The organism is Streptomyces sp. NPDC048331 (assembly GCF_043201215.1).
Taxonomy (GTDB): domain Bacteria; phylum Actinomycetota; class Actinomycetes; order Streptomycetales; family Streptomycetaceae; genus Streptomyces.
This window is the reverse complement of sequence record NZ_JBICYT010000001.1, coordinates 368002-388998: the sequence shown is the minus strand read 5'-3', so window position 1 is coordinate 388998 and position 20997 is coordinate 368002. Positions and strand designations below refer to the sequence as shown.

Below are 20997 nucleotides of genomic sequence, written 5' to 3'. Positions count from 1 at the left end.
CAAGGCTGCACCGTTGTTCCCCAGCGACCGCTGGGAGGTGCCCCCAGGCAGGCGGGAATCGTGAGGATCTTCGGGAAGGTACGGCATCGGCCCTCCGCCTCGTGGCGGCAGGCCACCGACCGCGCGTTCACGCTGATCGGCGACGGGCGGTACGAGGACGCGGGCGCGCTCCTGACGAGAGCGGCGGACCTGGAGCCCTGGCTGTCCGAGTCCTGGTTCAACCTGGCCCTGCTGCACAAGTTCCGGCACGACTGGGAGCAGGCGCGGGCCGCCGGGTTGCGCGCCGTGGCCCTGCTGGACCGTGAGACCGGCGCCCCGGACTGGTGGAACGTCGGGATCGCCGCCACCGCGTTGCAGGACTGGCCGCTGGCCCGGCGGGCCTGGCAGGCGTACGGGCTGAAGGTGCCCGGGGACGCCGCCGGGGCGGGCGAGCCGGTCGGGATGGAGCTGGGCAGCGCCGCCGTGCGGCTGTCGCCCGAGGGCGAGGCCGAGGTGGTCTGGGGCCGTCGGCTGGACCCGGCCCGGCTGGAGGTCCTGTCGATCCCGCTGCCGTCCTCGGGGCGGCGCTGGGGCGAGGTCGTGCTCCACGACGGGGTCCCGCACGGAGAGCGGGTGACCGCGGCCGGCCCCTCGTACCCCGTGTTCGACGAGATCGAGCTGTGGGCGCCGTCCCCGGTGCCGACCTGGGTGGTGCTGCTGGAGGCGGCCACCGAGGCGGACCGCGACGCGCTGGAGCAGCTGGCCTCGGACGCCGGATTCGCCGCCGAGGACTGGTCCTCGTCGGTGCGGCTGCTGTGCCGGACCTGCTCGGAGAGCGAGATGCCGAGCGACGAGGGCGACGGCGAGCAGCACCTCGATCCGCACGACCACAGCGAGCCCGGACACCCCGGACCGCTCGGGCACCGTACGGCCGGCTCGGGCTCCCTGTGGGTCCCCGAGCGCGAGTGCGGGATCGCCGCGCCGGCCGGTCTGGTGCGCGGACTGCTCGACGGCTGGGTCGCGGACAGTCCGGGCACCCGCGAGTGGCGGGATCTCGAAGAAGTCTGCTGACCCGGGGCCGTAGGCTGTACGGGCACATCGGTGGCCACCACGACCATCGGTGACCGGGACTTACGGAAGGCGTACGGCGGACATGGCGCAGCAGGAGAACGAGGTTGTCGAGAGCGTGAACGACGGGTACGTCGTGGACACCGAGGACTGTGAGGCGCGCGAGCTCGCCCACCGTCAGCGCGGCACGGCCCGTCCGATCACCGTGGTCGGCAACCCGGTCCTGCACCGGGAGTGCAAGGACGTCACCGAGTTCGGCGACGAGCTGGCGCAGCTGATCGACGACATGTTCGCCAGCCAGAAGGCCGCCGAGGGCGTGGGCCTGGCCGCGAACCAGATCGGCGTGGACGCCAAGGTCTTCGTCTACGACTGCCCGGACGACGACGGCAAGCGCCACACCGGTGTCGTCGTCAACCCGAAGCTGGTGGAGCTGCCGGCCGCCGGGCGCGTGCTCGACGACTCCAACGAAGGCTGCCTGTCGGTCCCGACCGCGTACGCGTCGCTGGCCCGCCCGGACTACGCCGAGGTCACCGGCCAGGACGCGCAGGGCAACCCGATCAAGGTGCGCGGCACCGGTTACTTCGCCCGCTGCCTGCAGCACGAGACCGACCACCTGTACGGCTACCTGTACATCGACCGCCTCTCGAAGCGGGACCGCAAGGACGCCCTGCGTCAGATGGACGAGGGCACCCCGCGCTACGAGACCGTCCCGAACGCCTGATGGTCTAGGCGGCCTGTGGGCCCCGGAAGGCGCGCCGGAACGAGTTCGGCGTGGTGCCCAGGGTCCGCAGGAAGTGGTGGCGCAGGGCGGCCGCGTTGCCGAAGCCGCAGCGGCCGGCGATCGCGTCCACCGTCTCACCGGTCGACTCCAGCAGTTCCTGCGCCAGCAGCACCCGCTGGCGCAGCACCCACTTGTACGGGGTGGTGCCGGTCTCCTGGAGGAAGCGGCGGGCGAAGGTCCGCGGGGACATGTGCGCCCGCTCCGCGAGCTGCTCGACGGTGATCTCCTCGTCCAGGTGGCGGGCCATCCACTCGATCACCTCGCCCACCGTGTCGCAGGCCGTGCGCGGCAGCGGCCGCTGGATGAACTGGGCCTGGCCGCCGTCCCGGTGCGGGGGTACGACCATCCGGCGCGCGATGATGTTGGCCACCTCGGCCCCGTGCTCCTGGCGGACCACGTGCAGGCAGGCGTCGATGCCCGAGGCCGTGCCGGCGGCGGTGATCACCGGGCCCTCGTCCACGTAGAGCACGTCCGGGTCGACGACCGCCCGCGGGAAGCGCCGGGTCAGGGCCGCGGCGTGCATCCAGTGCGTGGTGCACCGGCGGCCGTCCAGCAGTCCGGCGGCGCCGAGGATGTAGGCCCCGCTGCACACGCTGAGGACACGCGCACCCCGTTCCACACCCCGGCGCAGGGCCGCGAGCAAGGGCTCGGGGTAGATGCGTACGCCCGCGTCGCCGGCGGCGGGCAGGCAGATCAGATCGGCCTCCTCCAGCCGCTCCAGCCCGTGCGCCGGGGTGATCCCGAAGGCGCCCCCGCCCACGGTCAGCGGCCCGTCCTCCGCCGCGCACACGGCGAAGTCGTACACCGGTACGCCCATGTCACTGCGATCGATTCCGAACACCTCGCAGAAGATCCCCAGCTCGAAGGGGGCGACTTTGTCGACGAGGGCCACGGCCACGTTGGTCAGCATGACCCCAGTGTGGCAGTAATTCGGTCTTCCATGACAGTACTGCCACTGTCGATCATGGGCGATCAGGCGGACAGTAGAGCTATGACCACCTTCGTGAGTTACCTCGTCGTCCTCGCCTTCGTCGCCCTCGTGCTCGGGCCCAGCCTCTACGGGATCCTCCGCGACCGGCGGATCGACCGGCAGATCCGGGCCGTCGCGACCCGGCTGGTGTGGCTGCCCCGCCAGCGTGCGGGCGGCCTCCCGCCCACCCCGCGCCGCCGCGGCTTCCGGCCCGCCGCCCGGCGGTACTGGGGCCCCATCGCCCACTGAACACCGGGGAACGCGAGAAGCCGGGACACGGAAACCTCCGCATCCCGGCTCCCCGGTACCTCACTCGCCCGGCATCACCGGACCTGGAACTCCTAGAAGTCCTCGTCCAGGTCGACCGTGCCCTCGACAGCGACCTGGTAGGCCGACGGACGACGCTCGAAGAAGTTCGTCAGCTCCTGCACACCCTGCAGCTCCATGAAGGAGAACGGGTTCTGCGAGCCGTACACCGGCGGGAACCCGAGGCGGACCAGACGCTGGTCCGCGACGCACTCCAGGTACTCGCGCATCGACTCGGTGTTCATGCCCGGCAGGCCGTCACCGCACAGGTCGCGGCCGAACTGCAGCTCCGCGTCCACGGCCTCCTTGAGCATGTCGGTGACCTGCTGCTGGAGCGCGTCGTCGAAGAGCTCGGGCTCTTCCTTGCGGACGGTGTCCACGACCTCGAACGCGAAGTTCATGTGCATGGTCTCGTCGCGGAACACCCAGTTGGTGCCGGTGGCCAGACCGTGCAGCAGACCGCGCGAGCGGAACCAGTACACGTAGGCGAAGGCGCCGTAGAAGAACAGGCCCTCGATGCACGCCGCGAAGCAGATCAGGTTCAGCAGGAAGCGGCGGCGGTCGGCCTGCGTCTCCAGCCGCTCCAGCTTCTCGACCTCGTTGATCCACTTGAAGCAGAACTGCGCCTTCTCGCGGATGGAGGGGATCTCCTCGACCGCGTCGAACGCGGCCGCGCGGTCGTCCGGGTCGGGCAGATAGGTGTCGAGCAGCGTCAGATAGAACTGGACGTGCACGGCCTCCTCGAACAGCTGGCGCGACAGGTACAGGCGCGCCTCCGGGGAGTTGATGTGCTTGTAGAGGGTCAGCACCAGGTTGTTCGAGACGATCGAGTCGCCCGTCGCGAAGAACGCGACCAGCCGGCCGATCATGTGCTGCTCACCGGGCGTCAGCTTCGCGAGGTCCGCGACGTCCGAGTGGAGGTCGACCTCCTCCACGGTCCAGGTGTTCTTGATCGCGTCCCGGTAGCGCTCGTAGAAGTCCGGGTAACGCATCGGGCGGAGCGTGAGTTCGAAGCCCGGGTCGAGCAGGTTCTTCTTCTTGTCGTCGGAGCTCATCACTGGCAGGCCTCGCAGGACTCGGGGTTCTCAAGGGAGCAGGCCAGCGCCTCGGCGTCGGCGACCGCCTGCGGCAGCTCGACGGGCGTGGCCGCCTGCGCGGCGCGGGCGATCTTCGTCGCCGGGCGCGAGCGCAGGTAGTAGGTGGTCTTCAGGCCCTGCTTCCAGGCGTACGCGTACATCGAGCTGAGCTTGCCGATGGTGGGCGTCTCCAGGAACAGGTTCAGCGACTGCGACTGGTCCAGGAACGGCGTACGGGCCGCCGCCATGTCGATCAGACCGCGCTGCGGGATCTCCCACGCCGTGCGGTACAGCTCGCGGACCTCGGCCGGGATCCAGCCGAATCCCTGGACCGAGCCGGAGGAGTCGCGCAGCGCCTCGCGGGTCTGGGCGTCCCACACGCCGAGCTGCTTCAGCTCCTCCACCAGGTAGCCGTTCACCTGGAGGAACTCACCGCTGAGCGTCTCGCGCTTGAACAGGTTGGAGACCTGCGGCTCGATGCACTCGTACACACCGGCGATCGAGGCGATCGTCGCCGTCGGCGCGATGGCCAGCAGCAGCGAGTTGCGCATGCCGGTCTCGGCGACGCGGGCGCGCAGGGCGTCCCAGCGCTCGGGCCAGTTCAGCTCGACGTCGTAGTGGTCCGGGTGCAGGACACCACGGGCGGTACGGGTCTGCTCCCAGGCCGGCAGCGGGCCGCTGCGCTCGGCGAGGTCGCACGAGGCCTCGTAGGCGGCCAGCATGATGCGCTCGGAGAGCTTGGTGGACAGGGCCTTCGCCTCGGGGGAGTCGAAGGGGAGCTTCAGCTTGAAGAAGACGTCCTGGAGGCCCATCGCGCCCAGACCCACCGGACGCCAGCGGGCGTTGGAGCGGCCGGCCTGCTCGGTCGGGTAGAAGTTGATGTCCACCACGCGGTCGAGGAAGGTCACGGCGGTGCGGACGGTCTCGTCGATCCGCTCCCAGTCGATCTCGCCGTCCACGACGAAGGCGCCCAGGTTGACCGAGCCGAGGTTGCAGACGGCCGTCTCGCCGTCGTTCGTGACCTCGATGATCTCGGTGCAGAGGTTCGAGGAGTGCACGACCGTGCCCGGCTCGGCGGTCTGGTTCGCCGTGCGGTTGGAGGCGTCCTTGAAGGTCATCCAGCCCTGGCCGGTCTGCGCGAGGGTACGCATCATCCGGCCGTACAGGTCGCGGGCGGGCATGGTCTTGCGGGCCAGGCCGTCCGCCTCGGCCTTGCGGTAGGCGGCGTCGAAGTCGTCGCCCCACAGGTCGACCAGCTCGGGCACGTCGGCCGGGGAGAACAGCGACCAGTCGGCGTCGGCGTTCACACGGCGCATGAACTCGTCCGGCACCCAGTGGGCCAGGTTCAGGTTGTGCGTACGGCGCTGGTCCTCACCGGTGTTGTCGCGGAGCTCCAGGAACTCCTCGATGTCCGCGTGCCAGGTCTCCAGGTAGACGGCGGCGGCGCCCTTGCGGCGGCCACCCTGGTTCACGGCGGCGACGGAGGCGTCGAGGGTCTTCAGGAACGGCACGATGCCGTTGGAGTGGCCGTTGGTGCCGCGGATCAGGGAACCGCGGGCACGGATACGGGAGTACGAGAGGCCGATGCCACCGGCGTGCTTGGAGAGCCGGGCCACCTGGTGGTAGCGGTCGTAGATCGAGTCGAGCTCGTCCAGCGGGGAGTCCAGCAGGTAGCAGGAGGACATCTGCGGGTGCCGGGTGCCGGAGTTGAAGAGCGTCGGGGAGGACGGCAGGTAGTCCAGACGGCTCATCAGCCGGTACAGCGAGGCCACTTCCTCGACGGCCTGGACGCTCTCGTCGGCGGCCAGACCGCAGGCCACGCGCAGCATGAAGTACTGCGGGGTCTCGATGACCTGACGGGTGATCGGGTGGCGCAGCAGGTAGCGGCTGTGCAGGGTGCGCAGGCCGAAGAAGCCGAAGCGGTCGTCGGCGCCCTCGGCGAGGGTCAGTTCGACGAGCGAGTCGAGCCGGCTCGCGTGCGTACGGACGAACTCGGCGGTGCGGTCGGCGATGAGGCCCTCGCGGTGGCCGACCTCGACGGAGGCCGAGAAGGAGGTGGAGCCCTGGCTCGCGGCCTCGTCGCGGACGGCCAGCGTCAGCAGGCGGGCGGCCAGCCGGGAGTAGGCCGGGTCCTCGGAGATCAGGCCGGCGGCGGCCTCGGTGGCCAGCCCGCGCAGTTCGGCGTCGTCGGCGGCGGCGCTACGGCCGCGCAGCGCGGAGGCCGCGACCCGGCCGGGGTCGGTGTCGGGGAGGTCCGCCGTCAGTTCGGTGAGGGTACGCAGCAGCGTGGCCCCCGGGCCCTCGGTGTTGTCGCCAGAAGTGGACTCGGCGCGCGGTGCGGAAGGCGCGATGGTCACGGCGGGAGCTCTCCCTCGCTCGGCCCGGTCATCGGCGGGGCGGGGCGCGAGCGGGCGCATGCGGGCGCGACGAGAACGCTTACCCCGCATGGCGTCCACCGGCCCAACCGCGAGGCCCGGACGAATCGGCACCCGGTTCGGTCGAGCCGGGCGCGCTGTCGGCAGGTCATCGGACTTGGCGTCCGGTAGCCGGACACTTCATACCGTTGCGGGACAGTTCCGGATTCGCACCGGATTCCCCTGCGGCGACAGCAGGCATGAGCATACATGTGGGGGCGGCCCTCTGCGGTAACCCCCACATGTAGTGTCGGCGCGGCTACAGCTTGAGCCGGTAAGTGAGGAGTGTCAGGCCTTCGATCGGCGCCCAGTCCCGCTCCGGAGTGCGTACGAAACCCAGTCGCGCGTAGATCCGATGGGCCTCGGCCATGCCGCCCTGGGTGGAGAGGACCAGGCCGGTCACGCCCTCCAGAGCCCTCGCCCGCTCGACGCAGGCACGCACCAGAGCCTCGCCCGCGCCCTGGCCGCGCGCCGCGCGGGCCACCGCGAGCATCCGGAACTCGGCCTCGTCCGGGGCCGCGATGTCGGCGAGCGCACTGCCCGGGGCGGCGAAGGTCACACCGCCCAGCAGCCGTTCGTCCCGTACGGCGACGAGCACCTCGCCCTGGACGGCCCGGCCGGCCACGTCGCGCAGCACGTTCAGGTAGCCGTCGTCCTCGTTGAAGTCCAGATGCCCGTCGGCGAGGTAGGCCCCCGCCGTGATCTCACCCAGCTCCGCGTACTCGGCGGGCAGCGCCGTTCTGATCACCATGTCCATGCGGTCGAGTGTGCAGGACGGGTGTCGGGGTGCGGCGCTATCGTCGAGGACAGCACCGTCGAGGAAGGTGAGCGAGGCATGACCGTGATGGCCGACCGCCCCCACATGCTGACCGAGGAGTTCGAGACCCTCGCGCGTATAGGCGCCAGAGAGGTCGAAGGGCTGCGGTTGGAATTCATCGACGGGGTCATCAGGAGCAAGGCAGTGCCGGACGGGGATCACGGGCGGATCATTGTGTGGCTGAGCCGGATCTGCATGCAGCATCACCCGGACCTATGGCTGCATGCCGGGCAGGGGATCAAGGTGGAGCAGTACCGGGAGGGCCGTGCCATCCCGGACGGCGTCCTGGCGCATGAGGACGCCTTCGTCGGCCAGGGCGACTGGGCGAATCCCGGGCCCGTCCTGATGGCTGTCGAGGTGACCTCGTGGGACTCCGACACCGAGCGGCGCGACCGGATCGAGAAGCCACGCGCGTACGCGTCGACGGGTATCCCTGTCTATCTGCTCGTCGACCGGCTCGAATGCCAGGTCCTCGTCCACAGCGACCCGGACGGCCACCGTTACGAGACCGTCCGCACCGTTCCCTTCGGCAAGGAGGTCCGCCTCCCCGATCCCGTCGGCATCACCCTCCCGACCGAGCCCCTCAAGGACTGGGTGCGCTGAGGAACGCCGAAGGGGCCCCACCGCGTCGTGCGGTGGGGCCCCTTCGCGAGGTTCAGCAGCAGCGGAAGCCCTCGCGGGGATCCGCCTCGCGGGCGTCCGTACGGGCGCGTTCGAAGGCGCGGCGGGTGAGGACCTCCGCGTGCGGGTCGTGGGAGCGGGCGTGGGCCACGTACCGGTCGTACGCGGCCTCCCCGGAGAACTCCCGTACGTAGAACCGAGCCCTGGCCAGCACGCTCCGTACGGTGCTCACGCCACCGGCTCCTTGACGTGTCCGCCGGTCGCGTCCGGCCCCGCCGCCGCGAGCTCCGCACGCTCCTCGGCGGTCGCGATCAGCCCGGCCGGGGCGACGATCTTCGACTCGGTCCACGGGGTCTCGGAGAGGGTCGCCGACCCCGGGTCGCGGACGGCCTTGAGGCAGGTCCGGGCCGCGTCCGCCAGGACCACGATGATCAGGAGGGCGAAGAGGGCGCACAGGACGCCGTCGACCGTGGCGTTGGTGACCACGGTGTGCATGTCGCCCATGTTCTTGGCGGGCGGCAGGACCTTGTCGGCGTCGATTCCGGCCTGGTACTTGTCGCGCTGGGCGAAGAAGCCGACCTTCACGTCCTCGGAGAAGATCTTCTGGTAGCTCGCGGTGAGGGTCACCGTGGCGTCCCAGACCAGCGGAACGCCCGTCACCCAGGCCCACTTGAGTCGACCGGACTTGATCAGCAGCGTGGTGCAGACGGCCAGCGCGACCGCCGCGAGCAACTGGTTGGCGATGCCGAAGAGCGGGAAGAGCTGGTTGATGCCGCCGAGCGGGTCCTTGATGCCGACCCACAGGAAGTAGCCCCAGCCGGCGACGACGATCGCGCTCGCGAACCATACGCCGGGCTTCCAGCTGACGTCCTTGAAGGACTTGTGCACGTTGCCGAGGGTGTCCTGGAGCATGAACCGGCCCACGCGGGTGCCCGCGTCGAGCGTCGTCAGGATGAAGAGCGCCTCGAACATGATGGCGAAGTGATACCAGAACGCCTTCATGCCGGCGCCGCCGGCCACGGCGGAGAAGATCTCCGACATTCCGAGTGCGAAGGTCGGAGCACCGCCGGTGCGGGAGAGCAACGTGGCTTCCTCGACGTCCTTGGCGGCTTGGGCGAGCGCCTCCGGGGGGATGGCGAAACCGAAGTTGCCCACCGCCTGGGAGGCGGATTCGACCGTGGTGCCGATGACCCCGCCGGGGGAGTTGACGGCGAAGAAGAGGCCGGGCTCGATGATGCAGGCCGCGATGATCGCCATGACGGCGACGAAGGACTCGGTCAGCATGGCGCCGTAGCCGATCATGCGGACCTGGGTCTCCTTCTGGATCATCTTCGGGGTGGTTCCCGAGGAGACCAGGGCGTGGAAGCCGGAGAGCGCGCCACAGGCGATGGTGATGAAGACGAAGGGGAACATCGACCCGGCGAAGACCGGTCCGTCCCCGCGGGCCGCGAATTCGGTGACCGAGGGCATCTTCAGGGTGGGCATCGCGACGACCACACCGATGGCGAGGAGCGCGATGGTGCCGACCTTCATGAAGGTGGAGAGGTAGTCGCGGGGTGCGAGCAGCATCCACACCGGCAGCACCGATGCCAGGAAGCCGTACACCACCATCCAGATGACCAGCGTCTCCTTCTCCAGGGTGAAGGTGTCCGCGAAGGAGGACTCGGCGACCCAGCCGCCCGCGACGATGGCGAGCAGCAGCAGCGCGACGCCGATGACGGAGACCTCGGTGACCCGGCCTGGCCGCAGGACGCGCAGGTAGAAGCCCATGAAGACGGCGATCGGGATGGTCATGCCGATGGAGAAGACGCCCCAGGGCGAGTGCGCCAGGGCGTTGACGATGACGAGGGCCAGCACCGCCAGCAGGATGATCATGATGGCGAACACGGCGATCAGGGCGGCGGCCCCGCCGACGGGCCCGATCTCGTCCCGGGCCATCTGGCCGAGCGAACGCCCGTCGCGGCGGGTGGAGAAGAACAGCGTGACCATGTCCTGGACGGCCCCGGCGAAGATGACGCCGGCGACGATCCAGATGGTGCCCGGCAGATAGCCCATCTGCGCGGCGAGTACGGGCCCGACGAGCGGGCCGGCGCCGGCGACGGCCGCGAAGTGGTGGCCGAAGAGCACCCGACGGTCGGTGGGGTGGAAGTCGACACCGTTGTCAAGGCGTTCGGCGGGGGTGGCCCGGGTGGCGTCCACCTTCAGTACGCGGTCCGCGATGAAGCGCGCGTAGAAGCGGTAGGCGATCGCGTACGAGCCCAGCGCCGCGGCGAGCAGCCAGGCGGCGGAGATCTCCTCGCCGCGCGAGAGCGCCAGCACGCCCCAGCCGATGGCGCCGACGAGTCCGACGAGCACCCACGCGGCGATGGACCGGGGAGAAGGCGAGCCCGACGTACTGCCCGGACTCGCCGCGTCCCGTTCTGTCCCTGTTGCTTCCGGTTCAGGCATGACCTCGTCCCCTCGTCGATCATCTGCGTAAGCGCAGGGAATCTACGGGGGATTGCCCGCTGAACGTAAGACCCCGTCCGCATTCCGGTATGTGAAGGAATTACGGATACGGGGTCCGGCGGACCGGGTCGGGCGGGGTCGGACGGTCCAGGTCAGACGGCGGGGCGCTTGAGCCTGGCGACGAACTTGTACCGGTCGCCGCGGTACACCGACCGCACCCACTCCACCGGTTCGCCGTCGGCGTCCAGGGAGTGCCGGGAGAGCATCAGCATCGGCAGGCCGACGTCGGTGCCGAGCAGGCCGGCCTCGCGCGGGGTGGCCAGCGAGGTCTCGATGGTCTCCTCGGCCTCGGCCAGGTGCACGTCGTAGACCTCGGCGAGGGCGGTGTAGAGGGAGGTGTACTTGGCGAGCGAACGGCGCAGCGCGGGGAAGCGCTTGGCCGACAGGTGCGTGGTCTCGATGGCCATCGGCTCACCGCTGGCCAGGCGCAGCCGCTCGATGCGCAGCACCCGTCCGCCGGTGGTGATCTTGAGCAGTCCGGCGAGGGTGTCGTCGGCCGTCACGTAGCCGATGTCGAGGAGCTGGGAGGTCGGTTCCAGTCCCTGGGCCCGCATGTCCTCCGTGTACGAGGTCAGTTGCAGTGCCTGGGAGACCTTGGGCTTGGCGACGAAGGTGCCTTTGCCCTGGATTCGCTCCAGTCGCCCCTCGACGACCAGTTCCTGGAGGGCCTGCCGGACGGTGGTCCGCGAGGTGTCGAATTCGGCCGCGAGCGTGCGCTCCGGCGGCACCGGCGTGCCGGGCGGCAGCGTTTCGGTCATGTCGAGCAAGTGCCGCTTGAGTCGGTAGTACTTGGGAACACGCGCCGTGCGGGTGGCTGCCCCGCCGTCCGGCTCCGTGGTCGCCCCTTCGGTGGCCATCGCCGCCCGCCTTCCCGACTCCAGTTTCGCTGCCGTCACCGGCTCCTCCGATATGTGCGGTCACATCGTGACACGAGTGGGGGGACAGGCCTTCTCTCTCCCCAGGTGTCGGTCCGATAACGGACCGAGCACCCGCTCATTAGACCCTTGACACCCCTAAAGGTCTAGGCCAAGCTCCAGCTACTGGTCTAAACCAATATGGATCAGATCCCGGCCCCACGGCAGTACTTCGCGTATGTCACCGCGGCGGGCGAGGGAAGTGCAGGCAGGCATCCCTGAGGAGGGTGGCGTGAAGCGCAAGCTCATCGCGGCGGTCAGTGTCGCGGGCATGATGGTCGGAGTCGCGGCGTGCGGCAACGGCAGCGACGACAAGGCCAAGACCGACGCGGGTGGCGCCAAGGAGATCACCGTCTGGGTGATGGACGGCTCCGCTCCCAAGGCCTGGATCGACGAGGTCAACAAGGAGTTCTCGGCCAAGCACCCCGGTGTCACGGTCAAGGTCGAAGAGCAGAAGTGGACCGGCATCCAGGAGAAGGTCACCACGGCCCTCTCCGAGAACAACCCGCCGGACGTCCTGGAGCTCGGCAACACGCAGACCGCCGGCTACGCGGTCACCGGCGGTCTCGCCGACCTGACCAAGGACAAGGCCACGCTCGGCGCCGACGCCTGGCAGAAGAGCATGCTCGCCTCGGCCGAGATCGACGGCAAGCTCTACTCCGCCCCGTGGTACGCCGCCAACCGCGTCGTCGTCTACGACAAGAAGGCCTACGAGAAGGCCGGCGTCACCCCGCCGAAGACCCGCGACGAGTGGATCGCCGGTCTGGAGAAGCTGAAGGCGGCCGACCCGGCCTCGCAGCCGATCTACCTGCCCGGCCAGAGCTGGTACGTCCTCGCCGGCTTCATCTGGGACGAGGGCGGCGACCTCGCCGTCAAGGACGGCGCCAAGTGGAAGGGCGGACTGGCCACCCCGCAGGCCGCCTCCGCCGTGGAGTTCTACAAGAAGCTCCAGTCCTTCTCCACCGCCCCCAAGGACAAGGACGAGGCCACCCCGCAGCAGTCCACCGACATCGTCCCCAAGGGCGGCGTCGCCTCCTGGATCGGTCTCGGCTGGGAGGCCGGCGGCGCGGAGAAGGCGCTGAAGGAGGCGGGCAAGGAGGCCGACTTCGGCTACTTCCCGATCCCGGGCAAGACCGCGGACAAGACCGGCACCGTCTTCCTCGGTGGCTCGAACCTCGCCGTCGCCGAGCGCTCCAAGAACAAGGAGCTCGCCAAGGAGTGGCTGGCCCTCGCCGCCGGCAAGGACCAGATGACCAAGTACGCCGCCGAGACCAAGGGCGCCCTGCTGCCCAACCAGGTCGGCGCCAACTTCACCCCGGCGGCCGGCTCCTTCGCCGAGGCCATGGGCAAGGCCGGCCTCAACGGCAAGATCACCCCGGTCACCGCGGGCTGGGCGAACGTCGAGACCGAGCCGAACCCCATCAAGGAGTTCATGACCAAGGTCCTGAACGGTGAGGACGCCGCCAAGGCGGGCGCGGACGCGGACAAGGAAATCGCGAACCGCATCAACAAGTAGTCCCACCCCGTAGTTCCCGCACCACCCAGCAGTGTGATCGCACCGGGGGCACGGCAGGCGCCATGCCGCACGCCGTGCCCCCGGTCGCGTCTTTGACTCCACAGTCAACCGCGAGGAAGCCACGCCATGACCGTGCACTCCCAGGGAGCGACGACCACCGCTCCACAGGACGCACCACACCAGCCCGCCGGACGGCCCGAGAAGACCGCGTCCCCGACCGGTCCCGGCCCCACGTCTCCTCGCGGGGGCAGAAAGTCGCTCCCCTCGGGGTGGCTGCCCTATCTGCTGGTCGCGCCGGCGGTGCTCGCCCTCGCGACACTGCTGCTGTACCCGCTGCTCAAGAACGTGATCCTGTCCTTCCAGGACATCAACAAGATCGAGTTCATCCAGCGGAAGTACCCCTTCGCGGGGTTCTCCAACTACACCGACCTGATCGGTGACGCGGACTTCTGGACCGTGGTCGCCCGCAGCTTCGCCTTCACCGCGGCCAACGTCGTGCTGATCATGGTGCTCGGCAGCCTCATCGGCATCCTGCTGAACCGGCTCGGCAAGAAGATGCGACTGGTCCTGTCGATGGCGCTGGTGATGGCCTGGGCCATGCCGATCGTCGCCTCCGTACAGGTCTTCAAGTGGCTGTTCGACGAGCAGTTCGGCGTCATGAACTGGGTGATGCGCAGCGCCGGCTTCGCCGGATACGAACAGCACAACTGGATGCAGACGGGCCTGTCCACCCTGACGATCGTCACCGTCCTCGTGGTCTGGGGCTCCATCCCCTTCGTCGCCCTCAACATGTACGCCGGACTGACCACGGTCGGCGCCGAGCTGTACGAGGCCGCCCGGATGGACGGCGCCAACGGCTGGCAGACGTTCTGGAAGATCGTCTTCCCGAACCTCCGACCGTTCTTCCTCATCACCACGTTTCTCGAGGTGATCTGGGTGTTCAAGGCCTTCACCCAGGTCTACGCGATGAACAAGGGCGGCCCCGACCGCGCCTCCGAGATCCTCCCGGTCTTCGCCTACGTCGAAGGCCAGAGCCAGGCCCACTACGGCCTCGCCGCCGCGATCTCCGTCCTGACGATCCTGATCCTCGTGGTCGTCATGTCCTTCTACTTCCGCCTGATCCTGAAGCAGGAGGAGGAGCAGTGAGCAGCACCACCACCACCGCGCCGAAGCCCGCGCAGCAACTCCGCAAGCGACGGCCGGTCCGCCCCGCCGCCGTGGCCAAGAACCTCGGCGCGCTCCTCCTCGCCCTGGTCTTCGTCTTCCCCGTGTACTGGATGTTCTCCTCGGCCCTCAAGCCGTCGAGCCAGATGCTCACCAAGGACCCGGTCTTCGTCTTCACCCCGACGCTCGACAACTTCACCAAGGCCACCGGGGTCTCCAACTTCTGGACCTACGTCACCAACAGCGTCCTGGTCACCGTCGGCGCCGTCGCGCTGGCCCTGCTCGTCGCCCTCGCCGCGAGCTTCGCCATCGCCCGGATGAGGTTCAAGGGCCGCAAGGGCCTCGTCCTCACCGTGATGATGGCCCAGATGGCCCCCTGGGAGGTCATGGTCATCGCGATGTACATGATCGCCCGCGACGGCGAGATGCTGAACAGCCTCCCGCTGCTCACCGCGATCTACTTCGTGATGATCCTCCCCTTCACCATCTGGACCCTGCGCGGCTTCATCGCCGCCGTCCCGGTGACCCTGGAGGAGGCGGCCCAGATCGACGGCTGCACCCGCGGCCAGGCCTTCCGCAAGGTGATCTTCCCGCTGCTGGCCCCCGGCCTGATGTCCACCTCGCTCTTCGGCTTCATCACGGCCTGGAACGAGTTCGCCATGGTCCTGATCCTGAACAAGGACAAGAGCGCGCAGACCCTGCCGCTGTGGCTGACCGAGTTCATGTCGGCCTTCGGCAACGACTGGGGCGCCACCATGGCCGCGTCCTCGCTCTTCGCGGTCCCGGTCCTGCTCATCTTCATCTTCCTCCAGCGCAAGGCCGTCGGCGGGATGACCGCCGGCGCCGTGAAGGGATAACGGCCGCCATGACTGTCCTTGCGCACCGCACCGATACGGTCACCCGCGACGCCCTCGCCGTCCTCCAGCCCGGCTTCGAGGGCACCACCGCCCCCGACTGGCTGCTCCGCCAGGTCGGCGAAGGCCTCACCGCCGTCGGCCTGTTCGGCCGCAACATCACCTCGCCCGCGCAGCTCGCCGCGCTGACCGCGCAGCTCCGTACCGAGCGCGACGACGTCCTGGTCGCCATCGACGAGGAAGGCGGCGACGTCACCCGCCTGGAGGTCCGGGGCGGTTCCTCCTTCCCCGGCAACCTGGCCCTCGGCGCCGTCGACGACACCGACCTCACCCGGAGCGTCGCCCGCGAGCTGGGCCGCCGACTCGCCGAGTGCGGGGTCAATCTCAACTGGGCCCCGTCCGCCGACGTCAACTCCAACCCGGACAACCCGGTGATCGGCGTACGGTCCTTCGGCGCCGACACCCACCTCGCCGCCCGGCACACCGCCGCCTACGTCCAGGGCCTCCAGGCCGCCGGCGTGGCCGCCTGCACCAAGCACTTCCCCGGCCACGGCGACACCAACGTCGACTCGCACCACGCCCTGCCGCGCATCGACGTGGACCTGGACACCCTCCAGGCCCGCGAACTCATCCCCTTCAAGGCGGCGATCGAGGCCGGCACCAAGGCCGTGATGAGCGCGCACATCCTGGTGCCCGCCCTCGACCCCACCCGCCCGGCCACCCTCAGCCCGCAGATCCTGACCGGCCTGCTGCGGGGGGAGCTCGGCTACGAGGGCCTCATCGTCACCGACGGCATGGAGATGCACGCCATCGCCGGGACCTACGGGATCGAGCGCGGTTCGGTCCTGGCCATCGCGGCCGGCGCCGACGCCATCTGCGTCGGCGGCGGACTCGCCGACGAAGCCACCGTCCTGCGGCTGCGCGACGCGCTGGTCACGGCCGTCCGCGAGGGGGCACTGCCCGAGGAGCGCCTCGCCGACGCCGCCGCCCGCGTCCGCGCGCTCGCCGCATGGACCCGCGGAGCCCGGCCGGACGCGCGGCCGGAGGGGAGCCGCGCGTCCGGCATCGGGCAGACGGCCGCCCGCCGCGCCGTACTCGTCACCGGCTCGGCGAAGCCACTCACCGCCCCCTACGTCGCCACGCTCGCGCCCGTCGCGAACATCGCGGTGGGGGACGAGACCCCGTGGGGCGTGGCGGCGGAACTCGCCGAACTGCTCCCGGGCACCGAGGCGGGCGTCTTCCCCGAGGGTTCGCGCGCCGAGGACGTGCTGGCGGCCGCGGGGGACCGTACCGTCGTCGCCGTGGTCCGTGACGCGCACCGGCACCCCTGGATGACCGAGGCCCTCGACGCGCTGGTCGAGGCCCGGCCGGACACGGTCGTGGTCGAGATGGGCCTGCCGCGCGCCCGGCCGCGCGGGGCCCTGTACATCGCCACGCACGGCGCCTCGCGCGTCTGCGGCCGCGCCGCCGCCGAGGTGATCGCGGGAGTCTGACCCCGCCACGAACCCCTGACCAGGGCGACAGCCCCCGCTCCGGCCACCTCCGGGGCGGGGGCTGTCGGATGTCGGCCGCCGGACCGGGGGCGGCTGCCGACGCCGAAGGGCCGGACTCCCCGTCAGGGGGCGGTCCGGCCCTTCGGCGTGCGCGCCTGCGTGCGGCCTACAGCCCCTGCCAGGAGGGCTTTTCGGCGTAGGTGTGGCGGAAGTAGTCGGCCAGCTTCAACTTCGAGGCGGCGGCCTCGTCCACGATCACGGTGGCGTGCCGGTGCAGTTGCAGCGCGGAGGCCGGGACCAGCGCGGACAGCGGGCCCTCGACGGTCTGCGCGACGGCCTCGGCCTTGCCCTCGCCGGTGGCCAGGAGCACCAGGTGGCGGGCATCGAGGATGGTGCCGATGCCCTGGGTGATGACGTGGTGCGGCACCTGCTCCAGGTCGTCGTCGAAGAAGCGCGCGTTGTCCACGCGGGTCTGCTCCGTCAGCGTCTTGATCCGGGTGCGGGAGGCGAGGGAGGAGCAGGGCTCGTTGAAGCCGATGTGGCCGTCCGTGCCGATGCCCAGCAGCTGGAGGTCGACGCCGCCGGCCTCGGCCAGGGCGCGGTCGTAGGCCTCGCACGCGCCGACGATGTCCTCGGCCGAACCGTCGGGGCCCATGAAGGAGGCCTCGGACAGGCCCAGGGGCTCGACGACCTCCCGGAGCACGACCGCGCGGTAGGACTCGGGGTGCCCGGCCGGGAGGCCGACGTACTCGTCGAGCTGGCAGATCCGGGCCCGGGAGGCGTCGACCTGCCCGGCCTTGACCTTGGCGGCGAGGGCCTCGTAGACGGGCAGCGGGGTAGAGCCGGTCGCCACGCCGAGCAGGGCGTCGGGCTTGCGCCGCACCAGGGCGGCCATGGCCTCCGCGATGAGCTCGCCGCCTGCCTTGGCGTCCGGGACGATGACAACTTCCACGCGGGGCCTGCCGATCTGGAGTGGGTCGGGTGGTATAGACCAATCTAGCAGAGGCCGCCGCCCAGGACAGGGTCTCGCCTCCTTCCATGGTGTTCCGGATCCGGAGGCCCGGCCTCCTGTGCCGGCGGGAGAACCTTCGACGAGCGGCGAGGTGTCCGAGGCTCCCAGGGGCGTCGTACCTCCGACCGTCCCCGGCCGGATCCGAAAGACGGCCTTAGATCAGCGCCAGCTGCAGGCCGCCCGTCGCGTCCATGTGTTGGCCCGTCACCCATCGGGAGTCGGGCGACGCAAGGAAGGCCACCACGTCGGCGACCTCCTGTGCCGTGCCCACCCGGTGGAAGACGGAGCGGGCGGCCAGGTGGGCCCGGGTGCCCGCGTCCGCCAGCAGGCCGGCGTTGAGGTCGGTGTCGGTGATGCCGGGACCGACCGAGTTCACGGTGATCCCGCGCGGAGCCAGTTCGGCGGCCAGCGACCGCGTCAGCGCGTTCGCCGCGCCCTTGGCCATGACCGTGGCCAGGATGGCCGGCAGGGCGATGTCCGGGGTGCCGGTCACGTTCACGATCCGACCCCCGTCCCGCAGCCGCTCCAACCCGTACCTGATCACGAAGAACGGCGCCTTGGCGTTGAGCGCGTGCGCCCGGTCGTACAGCTCCTCGTCGGTGTCGGCGATCCCCGCGAAGGCCGCCGCCCCGGCGTTGTTCACCAGGATGTCCACCCCCTCGGTGTGGTCGGGGTGGGCCGCGTACGCCGCCCAGAGGGCCTGTGCGTCGCCCGGGACGCCGAGTTCGGCGCCGATCGCGAAGGCCCGTCCCCCCGCCGCGTCGATCGCCGCGACCGTCTCCTCGGCCGCCGCCTCGTCGCGCCCGTAGTGCACCGCGACGAGTGCCCCGTCCCGCGCCAGCCGCTCGGCCACGGCCCGTCCGATGCCGCGGCTGCCACCGGTGACCAGTGCCGTCTTCCCCTTGAGCACGCCCACGACGCGCCCCCCTTCGCAATCAATAGTGGTCGCTACAGAAAGGACCGTATCAGATTCCCTAGCGCCCGCTATAGAATGCGGGCATGGTGACCGGACAGCGCGGCAGACCCCGCTCCTTCGACCGTGACGCCGCCCTGGACAAGGCCATGACCGCCTTCTGGGAGCGCGGTTACGAGGCGACCTCCATCGCGGATCTGACCGCCTCGATCGGGATCGGCGCGCCCAGTCTCTACGCGGCCTTCGGCGACAAGCGCAAGCTCTTCGGCGAGGTCGTGGCGGTGTACGGAAGCCGGTACGCGGACTTCGTGGGCGTGGCGTTCGCCGAGGAGCCCACCGCCCGGGCGGCTCTCGGCCGGATCCTGCGCGAGGCGGCCGAGATCTACACCGACCCGGCCCACCCCCCGGGCTGCATGGTGATCAGCGCTGCCGTGAACACCACCTCGGACGAGGTGGCGGAGGCGCTGCGGGAAAGGCGCAACGCGAACCTGGAGCTGTTCGAGAGCCGGATCCGGGCCGATGTGGCCACCGGCGCGCTGCCCGCGGACACGGACGCGCGAGCACTGGCCCGGTACGTCGGAGCCGTGCTGCAGGGGATGTCCCAGCAGTCGCGCGACGGCGCGAGCCGGGAAGAGCTGGCGGCGGTGGCGGAGCGGGCCCTGCTGGCCTGGCCCGCCTCGTAGGGGGCCGGCGCGTCGCGCTCGGTGGCCGCGCGGAGGAGTTCCTCTGGGCCACGGTGCAGGACGGGACCCTCGACCCGCCCGGCACCGTAGCCCGGAGTACTTACGGCCGACAGGTGTGCGGTTCCCGACGGCCGGTGGAGGTGCCAGCGCGGTCAGGGCAGAGCGCGCGGCTTACCTCGATCCGTCCTCCTGTGCGGGGAGGGCGGAGGTTCTGAAATCAATTGTGGACTAGACCATTCTGTTCTGTCCATCCAATGACAGGGCCTGGAAACCCGTCACTTCCTCCAACAGTACGCGGCCCGCGCCCCGCTTGGATACTCCTGAGTACCGCCGTGGGGAAAGTCATGGCACGTACCCGGGGTACGCTCGCAAGGTGCCCTCCATGAACGACCTCGTACGCCAGCACACCGCTCTCGGTGAAACCGACCTGGAGTGGCTCCACCTGCTGGTCTCGGAGTGGCAGCTGCTCTCCGACCTGTCCTTCGCCGACCTCGTCCTGTGGGTGCCCACCCTCGACGGGACGCGGTACGTCTCGGTCGCCCAGATGCGGCCGAACACCGGTCCCACCTCGTACCAGGACGACATGGTCGGTCACCTGGTGCCGCGCGGCCGCCGCCCGCTGCTGGACGCCGCGCTCGACGAGGGCCGGATCGTGCGCGAGGGCGACCCCGAGTGGCGCGAGGAGGTACCGGTCCGCGTCGAGTCGATCCCCGTCCGCCGCGAGGGCCGCGTACTGGGAGTGATCGCGCGCAATACCAACCTGCTCACTGTGCGTACACCGAGCCGGCTGGAGCTGACCTACCTCCAGTCCGCCTCCGACCTCGCCCAGATGATCGCGGCGGGCTCCTTCCCGTTCCCCGGCCAGCAGGTCGACATGGACGCCTCCCCGCGGGTCGGGGACGGTCTGATCCGCCTCGACGCCGACGGCGTGGTCACCTACGCCTCCCCGAACGCGCTCTCCGCCTACCACCGGCTCGGCCTCGCCTCCGACCTCGTCGGCCAGCACCTGGGCACCACCACGGCCGAACTCGCCCCCTCCCGCGGACCGGTGGACGAGGCCCTGGTCAAGCTGGCCAGTGGCTGGGCCCCCCGGGAGACCGAGGTCGACGGCAACGGCGGGGTCATCCAGCTCCGCGCCATCCCGCTCAAGCCGAAGGGCACCCGGATCGGGTCCCTGGTGCTGTGTCGCGACGTCACGGAACTGCGCCGTCGCGAACGTGAATTGATCACCAAGGACGCGACCATCCGGGAGATCCACCACCGGGTGAAGAACAACCTCCAGACCGTGGCCGCGCTCTTGCGGCTCCAGTCCCGCCGGATGGATTCACCGCAGGGCCGCGAGGCGCTGAACGAGGCCGTGCGTCGCGTCGGATCGATCGCGATCGTGCACGAGACGCTGTCTCAGAACCTCGACGAGCGGGTCGAGTTCGACGAGATCGCCGACCGCGTCATCGCGATGGTCTCGGAGATCTCCCCGGGCAAGGTCGACTGCCGACGCACCGGCAGGTTCGGGATCCTGGACGCGGAGGTCGCCACTCCGCTGTCGATGGTGCTCACGGAGATCCTGCAGAACGCCCTGGAGCACGCCTTCACCCAGGGGGAGGGGGGCACCGTGGAGGTGGCCGCGATCCGCACCGGAACCGGTCGTACCGACGGCCGGCTGCTGATCACCGTGCTCGACGACGGCAGCGGTCTGCCCGAGGGATTCGACCCCCAGCGGGCCGGCAACCTCGGGCTGCAGATCGTACGGACCCTCGTGGAGGGGGAGCTCGGCGGCACGTTCGACATGCTCCGGGCCGAGCCGCGCGGCACCAAGGTCGTTCTCGACATCCCGTCCAGCCCGCAGAAGTAGCGCGACAGCAGCAGCCGTGGCGTCACTCGGTGTGATGGCCGGGTCGGCACCCGGCC

General features: G+C 70.2%; 19 protein-coding genes and 1 riboswitch. Of the genes, 10 read left to right on the top strand and 9 right to left on the bottom strand.

The features are described 5' to 3' along the window. The first annotated feature begins 60 nt into the window (after window positions 1–60). Window positions 61–1050: a hypothetical protein gene (locus ACGFYY_RS01770; protein ID WP_030011692.1), complete on the top strand. Its 990-nt coding sequence runs from the start codon at window positions 61–63 to the stop codon at window positions 1048–1050. A gap of 82 nt (window positions 1051–1132) precedes the next feature. Continuing rightward, on the top strand, window positions 1133–1768 hold the full coding sequence (gene def / locus ACGFYY_RS01765) for a peptide deformylase (protein ID WP_030764526.1): 636 nt from the start codon (window positions 1133–1135) through the stop codon (window positions 1766–1768). Window positions 1769–1772: 4 nt separating this feature from the next. Here the strand turns inward: def and ACGFYY_RS01760 are convergent, their stop codons facing one another. Continuing rightward, window positions 1773–2738, bottom strand: coding sequence for a helix-turn-helix domain-containing protein (locus ACGFYY_RS01760; RefSeq protein WP_393706574.1), 966 nt, complete (start codon window positions 2736–2738; stop codon window positions 1773–1775). Between the two features lie 81 nt (window positions 2739–2819). Here ACGFYY_RS01760 and ACGFYY_RS01755 point away from each other — a divergent pair, with 81 nt between their 5' ends. Beyond that, window positions 2820–3047, top strand: coding sequence for a hypothetical protein (locus ACGFYY_RS01755; protein WP_365266686.1), 228 nt, complete (start codon window positions 2820–2822; stop codon window positions 3045–3047). A gap of 92 nt (window positions 3048–3139) precedes the next feature. On the opposite strand, the gene ACGFYY_RS01750 is transcribed toward ACGFYY_RS01755, so the two are convergent. The 3 genes from ACGFYY_RS01750 to ACGFYY_RS01740 all read right to left on the bottom strand — a co-directional run bounded on the left by ACGFYY_RS01750 (window position 3140) and on the right by ACGFYY_RS01740 (window position 7351). Then, on the bottom strand, window positions 3140–4159 hold the full coding sequence (locus tag ACGFYY_RS01750; RefSeq protein ID WP_365266685.1) for a ribonucleotide-diphosphate reductase subunit beta: 1020 nt from the start codon (window positions 4157–4159) through the stop codon (window positions 3140–3142). Beyond that, complete coding sequence (locus tag ACGFYY_RS01745; protein WP_365266683.1) at window positions 4159–6537, bottom strand: ribonucleoside-diphosphate reductase subunit alpha; 2379 nt, start codon at window positions 6535–6537, stop codon at window positions 4159–4161. The genes ACGFYY_RS01750 and ACGFYY_RS01745 overlap by 1 nt, the downstream gene beginning before the upstream one ends. 142 nt (window positions 6538–6679) lie before the next feature. Beyond that, a riboswitch (cobalamin riboswitch) is annotated at window positions 6680–6809 on the bottom strand. 44 nt (window positions 6810–6853) lie between these two features. Then, the gene (locus tag ACGFYY_RS01740; RefSeq protein ID WP_393706573.1) at window positions 6854–7351 is read right to left on the bottom strand and encodes a GNAT family N-acetyltransferase; all 498 of its coding nucleotides are present in this window, start codon (window positions 7349–7351) and stop codon (window positions 6854–6856) included. 78 nt (window positions 7352–7429) lie between these two features. Here ACGFYY_RS01740 and ACGFYY_RS01735 point away from each other — a divergent pair, with 78 nt between their 5' ends. After that, on the top strand, window positions 7430–8014 hold the full coding sequence (locus ACGFYY_RS01735; RefSeq protein ID WP_393706572.1) for a Uma2 family endonuclease: 585 nt from the start codon (window positions 7430–7432) through the stop codon (window positions 8012–8014). Window positions 8015–8066: 52 nt separating this feature from the next. Here the strand turns inward: ACGFYY_RS01735 and ACGFYY_RS01730 are convergent, their stop codons facing one another. The 3 genes from ACGFYY_RS01730 to ACGFYY_RS01720 all read right to left on the bottom strand — a co-directional run bounded on the left by ACGFYY_RS01730 (window position 8067) and on the right by ACGFYY_RS01720 (window position 11397). Then, window positions 8067–8264: a CstA-like transporter-associated (seleno)protein gene (locus ACGFYY_RS01730; RefSeq protein WP_393706571.1), complete on the bottom strand. Its 198-nt coding sequence runs from the start codon at window positions 8262–8264 to the stop codon at window positions 8067–8069. Beyond that, window positions 8261–10480 carry a carbon starvation CstA family protein gene (locus ACGFYY_RS01725; RefSeq protein WP_393706570.1) on the bottom strand — a complete coding sequence of 740 codons (2220 nt, stop codon included), beginning with the start codon at window positions 10478–10480 and terminating at the stop codon, window positions 8261–8263. The genes ACGFYY_RS01730 and ACGFYY_RS01725 overlap by 4 nt, the downstream gene beginning before the upstream one ends. Window positions 10481–10632: 152 nt before the next feature. Next, window positions 10633–11397 (bottom strand): GntR family transcriptional regulator, encoded by a 765-nt coding sequence (locus ACGFYY_RS01720; protein WP_030709888.1) that lies wholly within the window; start codon window positions 11395–11397, stop codon window positions 10633–10635. A gap of 289 nt (window positions 11398–11686) precedes the next feature. Between ACGFYY_RS01720 and ACGFYY_RS01715 the strand changes: the two genes are divergently transcribed. From ACGFYY_RS01715 to ACGFYY_RS01700, 4 genes are all read left to right on the top strand, one after another. Then, window positions 11687–12970: an extracellular solute-binding protein gene (locus ACGFYY_RS01715; RefSeq protein WP_393706569.1), complete on the top strand. Its 1284-nt coding sequence runs from the start codon at window positions 11687–11689 to the stop codon at window positions 12968–12970. Between the two features lie 126 nt (window positions 12971–13096). After that, the gene (locus ACGFYY_RS01710) at window positions 13097–14116 is read left to right on the top strand and encodes a carbohydrate ABC transporter permease (RefSeq protein WP_393706568.1); all 1020 of its coding nucleotides are present in this window, start codon (window positions 13097–13099) and stop codon (window positions 14114–14116) included. Beyond that, complete coding sequence (locus ACGFYY_RS01705; protein WP_266934342.1) at window positions 14113–14991, top strand: carbohydrate ABC transporter permease; 879 nt, start codon at window positions 14113–14115, stop codon at window positions 14989–14991. Before ACGFYY_RS01710 ends, ACGFYY_RS01705 begins: the two co-directional genes overlap by 4 nt. A gap of 8 nt (window positions 14992–14999) precedes the next feature. Then, window positions 15000–16481 (top strand): glycoside hydrolase family 3 protein, encoded by a 1482-nt coding sequence (locus ACGFYY_RS01700; RefSeq protein WP_393706567.1) that lies wholly within the window; start codon window positions 15000–15002, stop codon window positions 16479–16481. 166 nt (window positions 16482–16647) lie between these two features. Here ACGFYY_RS01700 and nagB read toward each other — a convergent pair whose 3' ends face one another. Then, the gene (gene nagB / locus ACGFYY_RS01695; RefSeq protein ID WP_109781301.1) at window positions 16648–17433 is read right to left on the bottom strand and encodes a glucosamine-6-phosphate deaminase; all 786 of its coding nucleotides are present in this window, start codon (window positions 17431–17433) and stop codon (window positions 16648–16650) included. 214 nt (window positions 17434–17647) lie between these two features. Next, complete coding sequence (locus ACGFYY_RS01690; protein ID WP_393706566.1) at window positions 17648–18409, bottom strand: SDR family oxidoreductase; 762 nt, start codon at window positions 18407–18409, stop codon at window positions 17648–17650. A gap of 83 nt (window positions 18410–18492) precedes the next feature. On the opposite strand from ACGFYY_RS01690, the gene ACGFYY_RS01685 reads away from it, so the two are divergent. Next, window positions 18493–19089 carry a TetR/AcrR family transcriptional regulator gene (locus ACGFYY_RS01685; protein WP_393706565.1) on the top strand — a complete coding sequence of 199 codons (597 nt, stop codon included), beginning with the start codon at window positions 18493–18495 and terminating at the stop codon, window positions 19087–19089. Window positions 19090–19471: 382 nt separating this feature from the next. Further along, window positions 19472–20941: a PAS domain-containing sensor histidine kinase gene (locus tag ACGFYY_RS01680; protein WP_365266666.1), complete on the top strand. Its 1470-nt coding sequence runs from the start codon at window positions 19472–19474 to the stop codon at window positions 20939–20941. The last annotated feature ends 56 nt before the right edge of the window (window positions 20942–20997 follow it).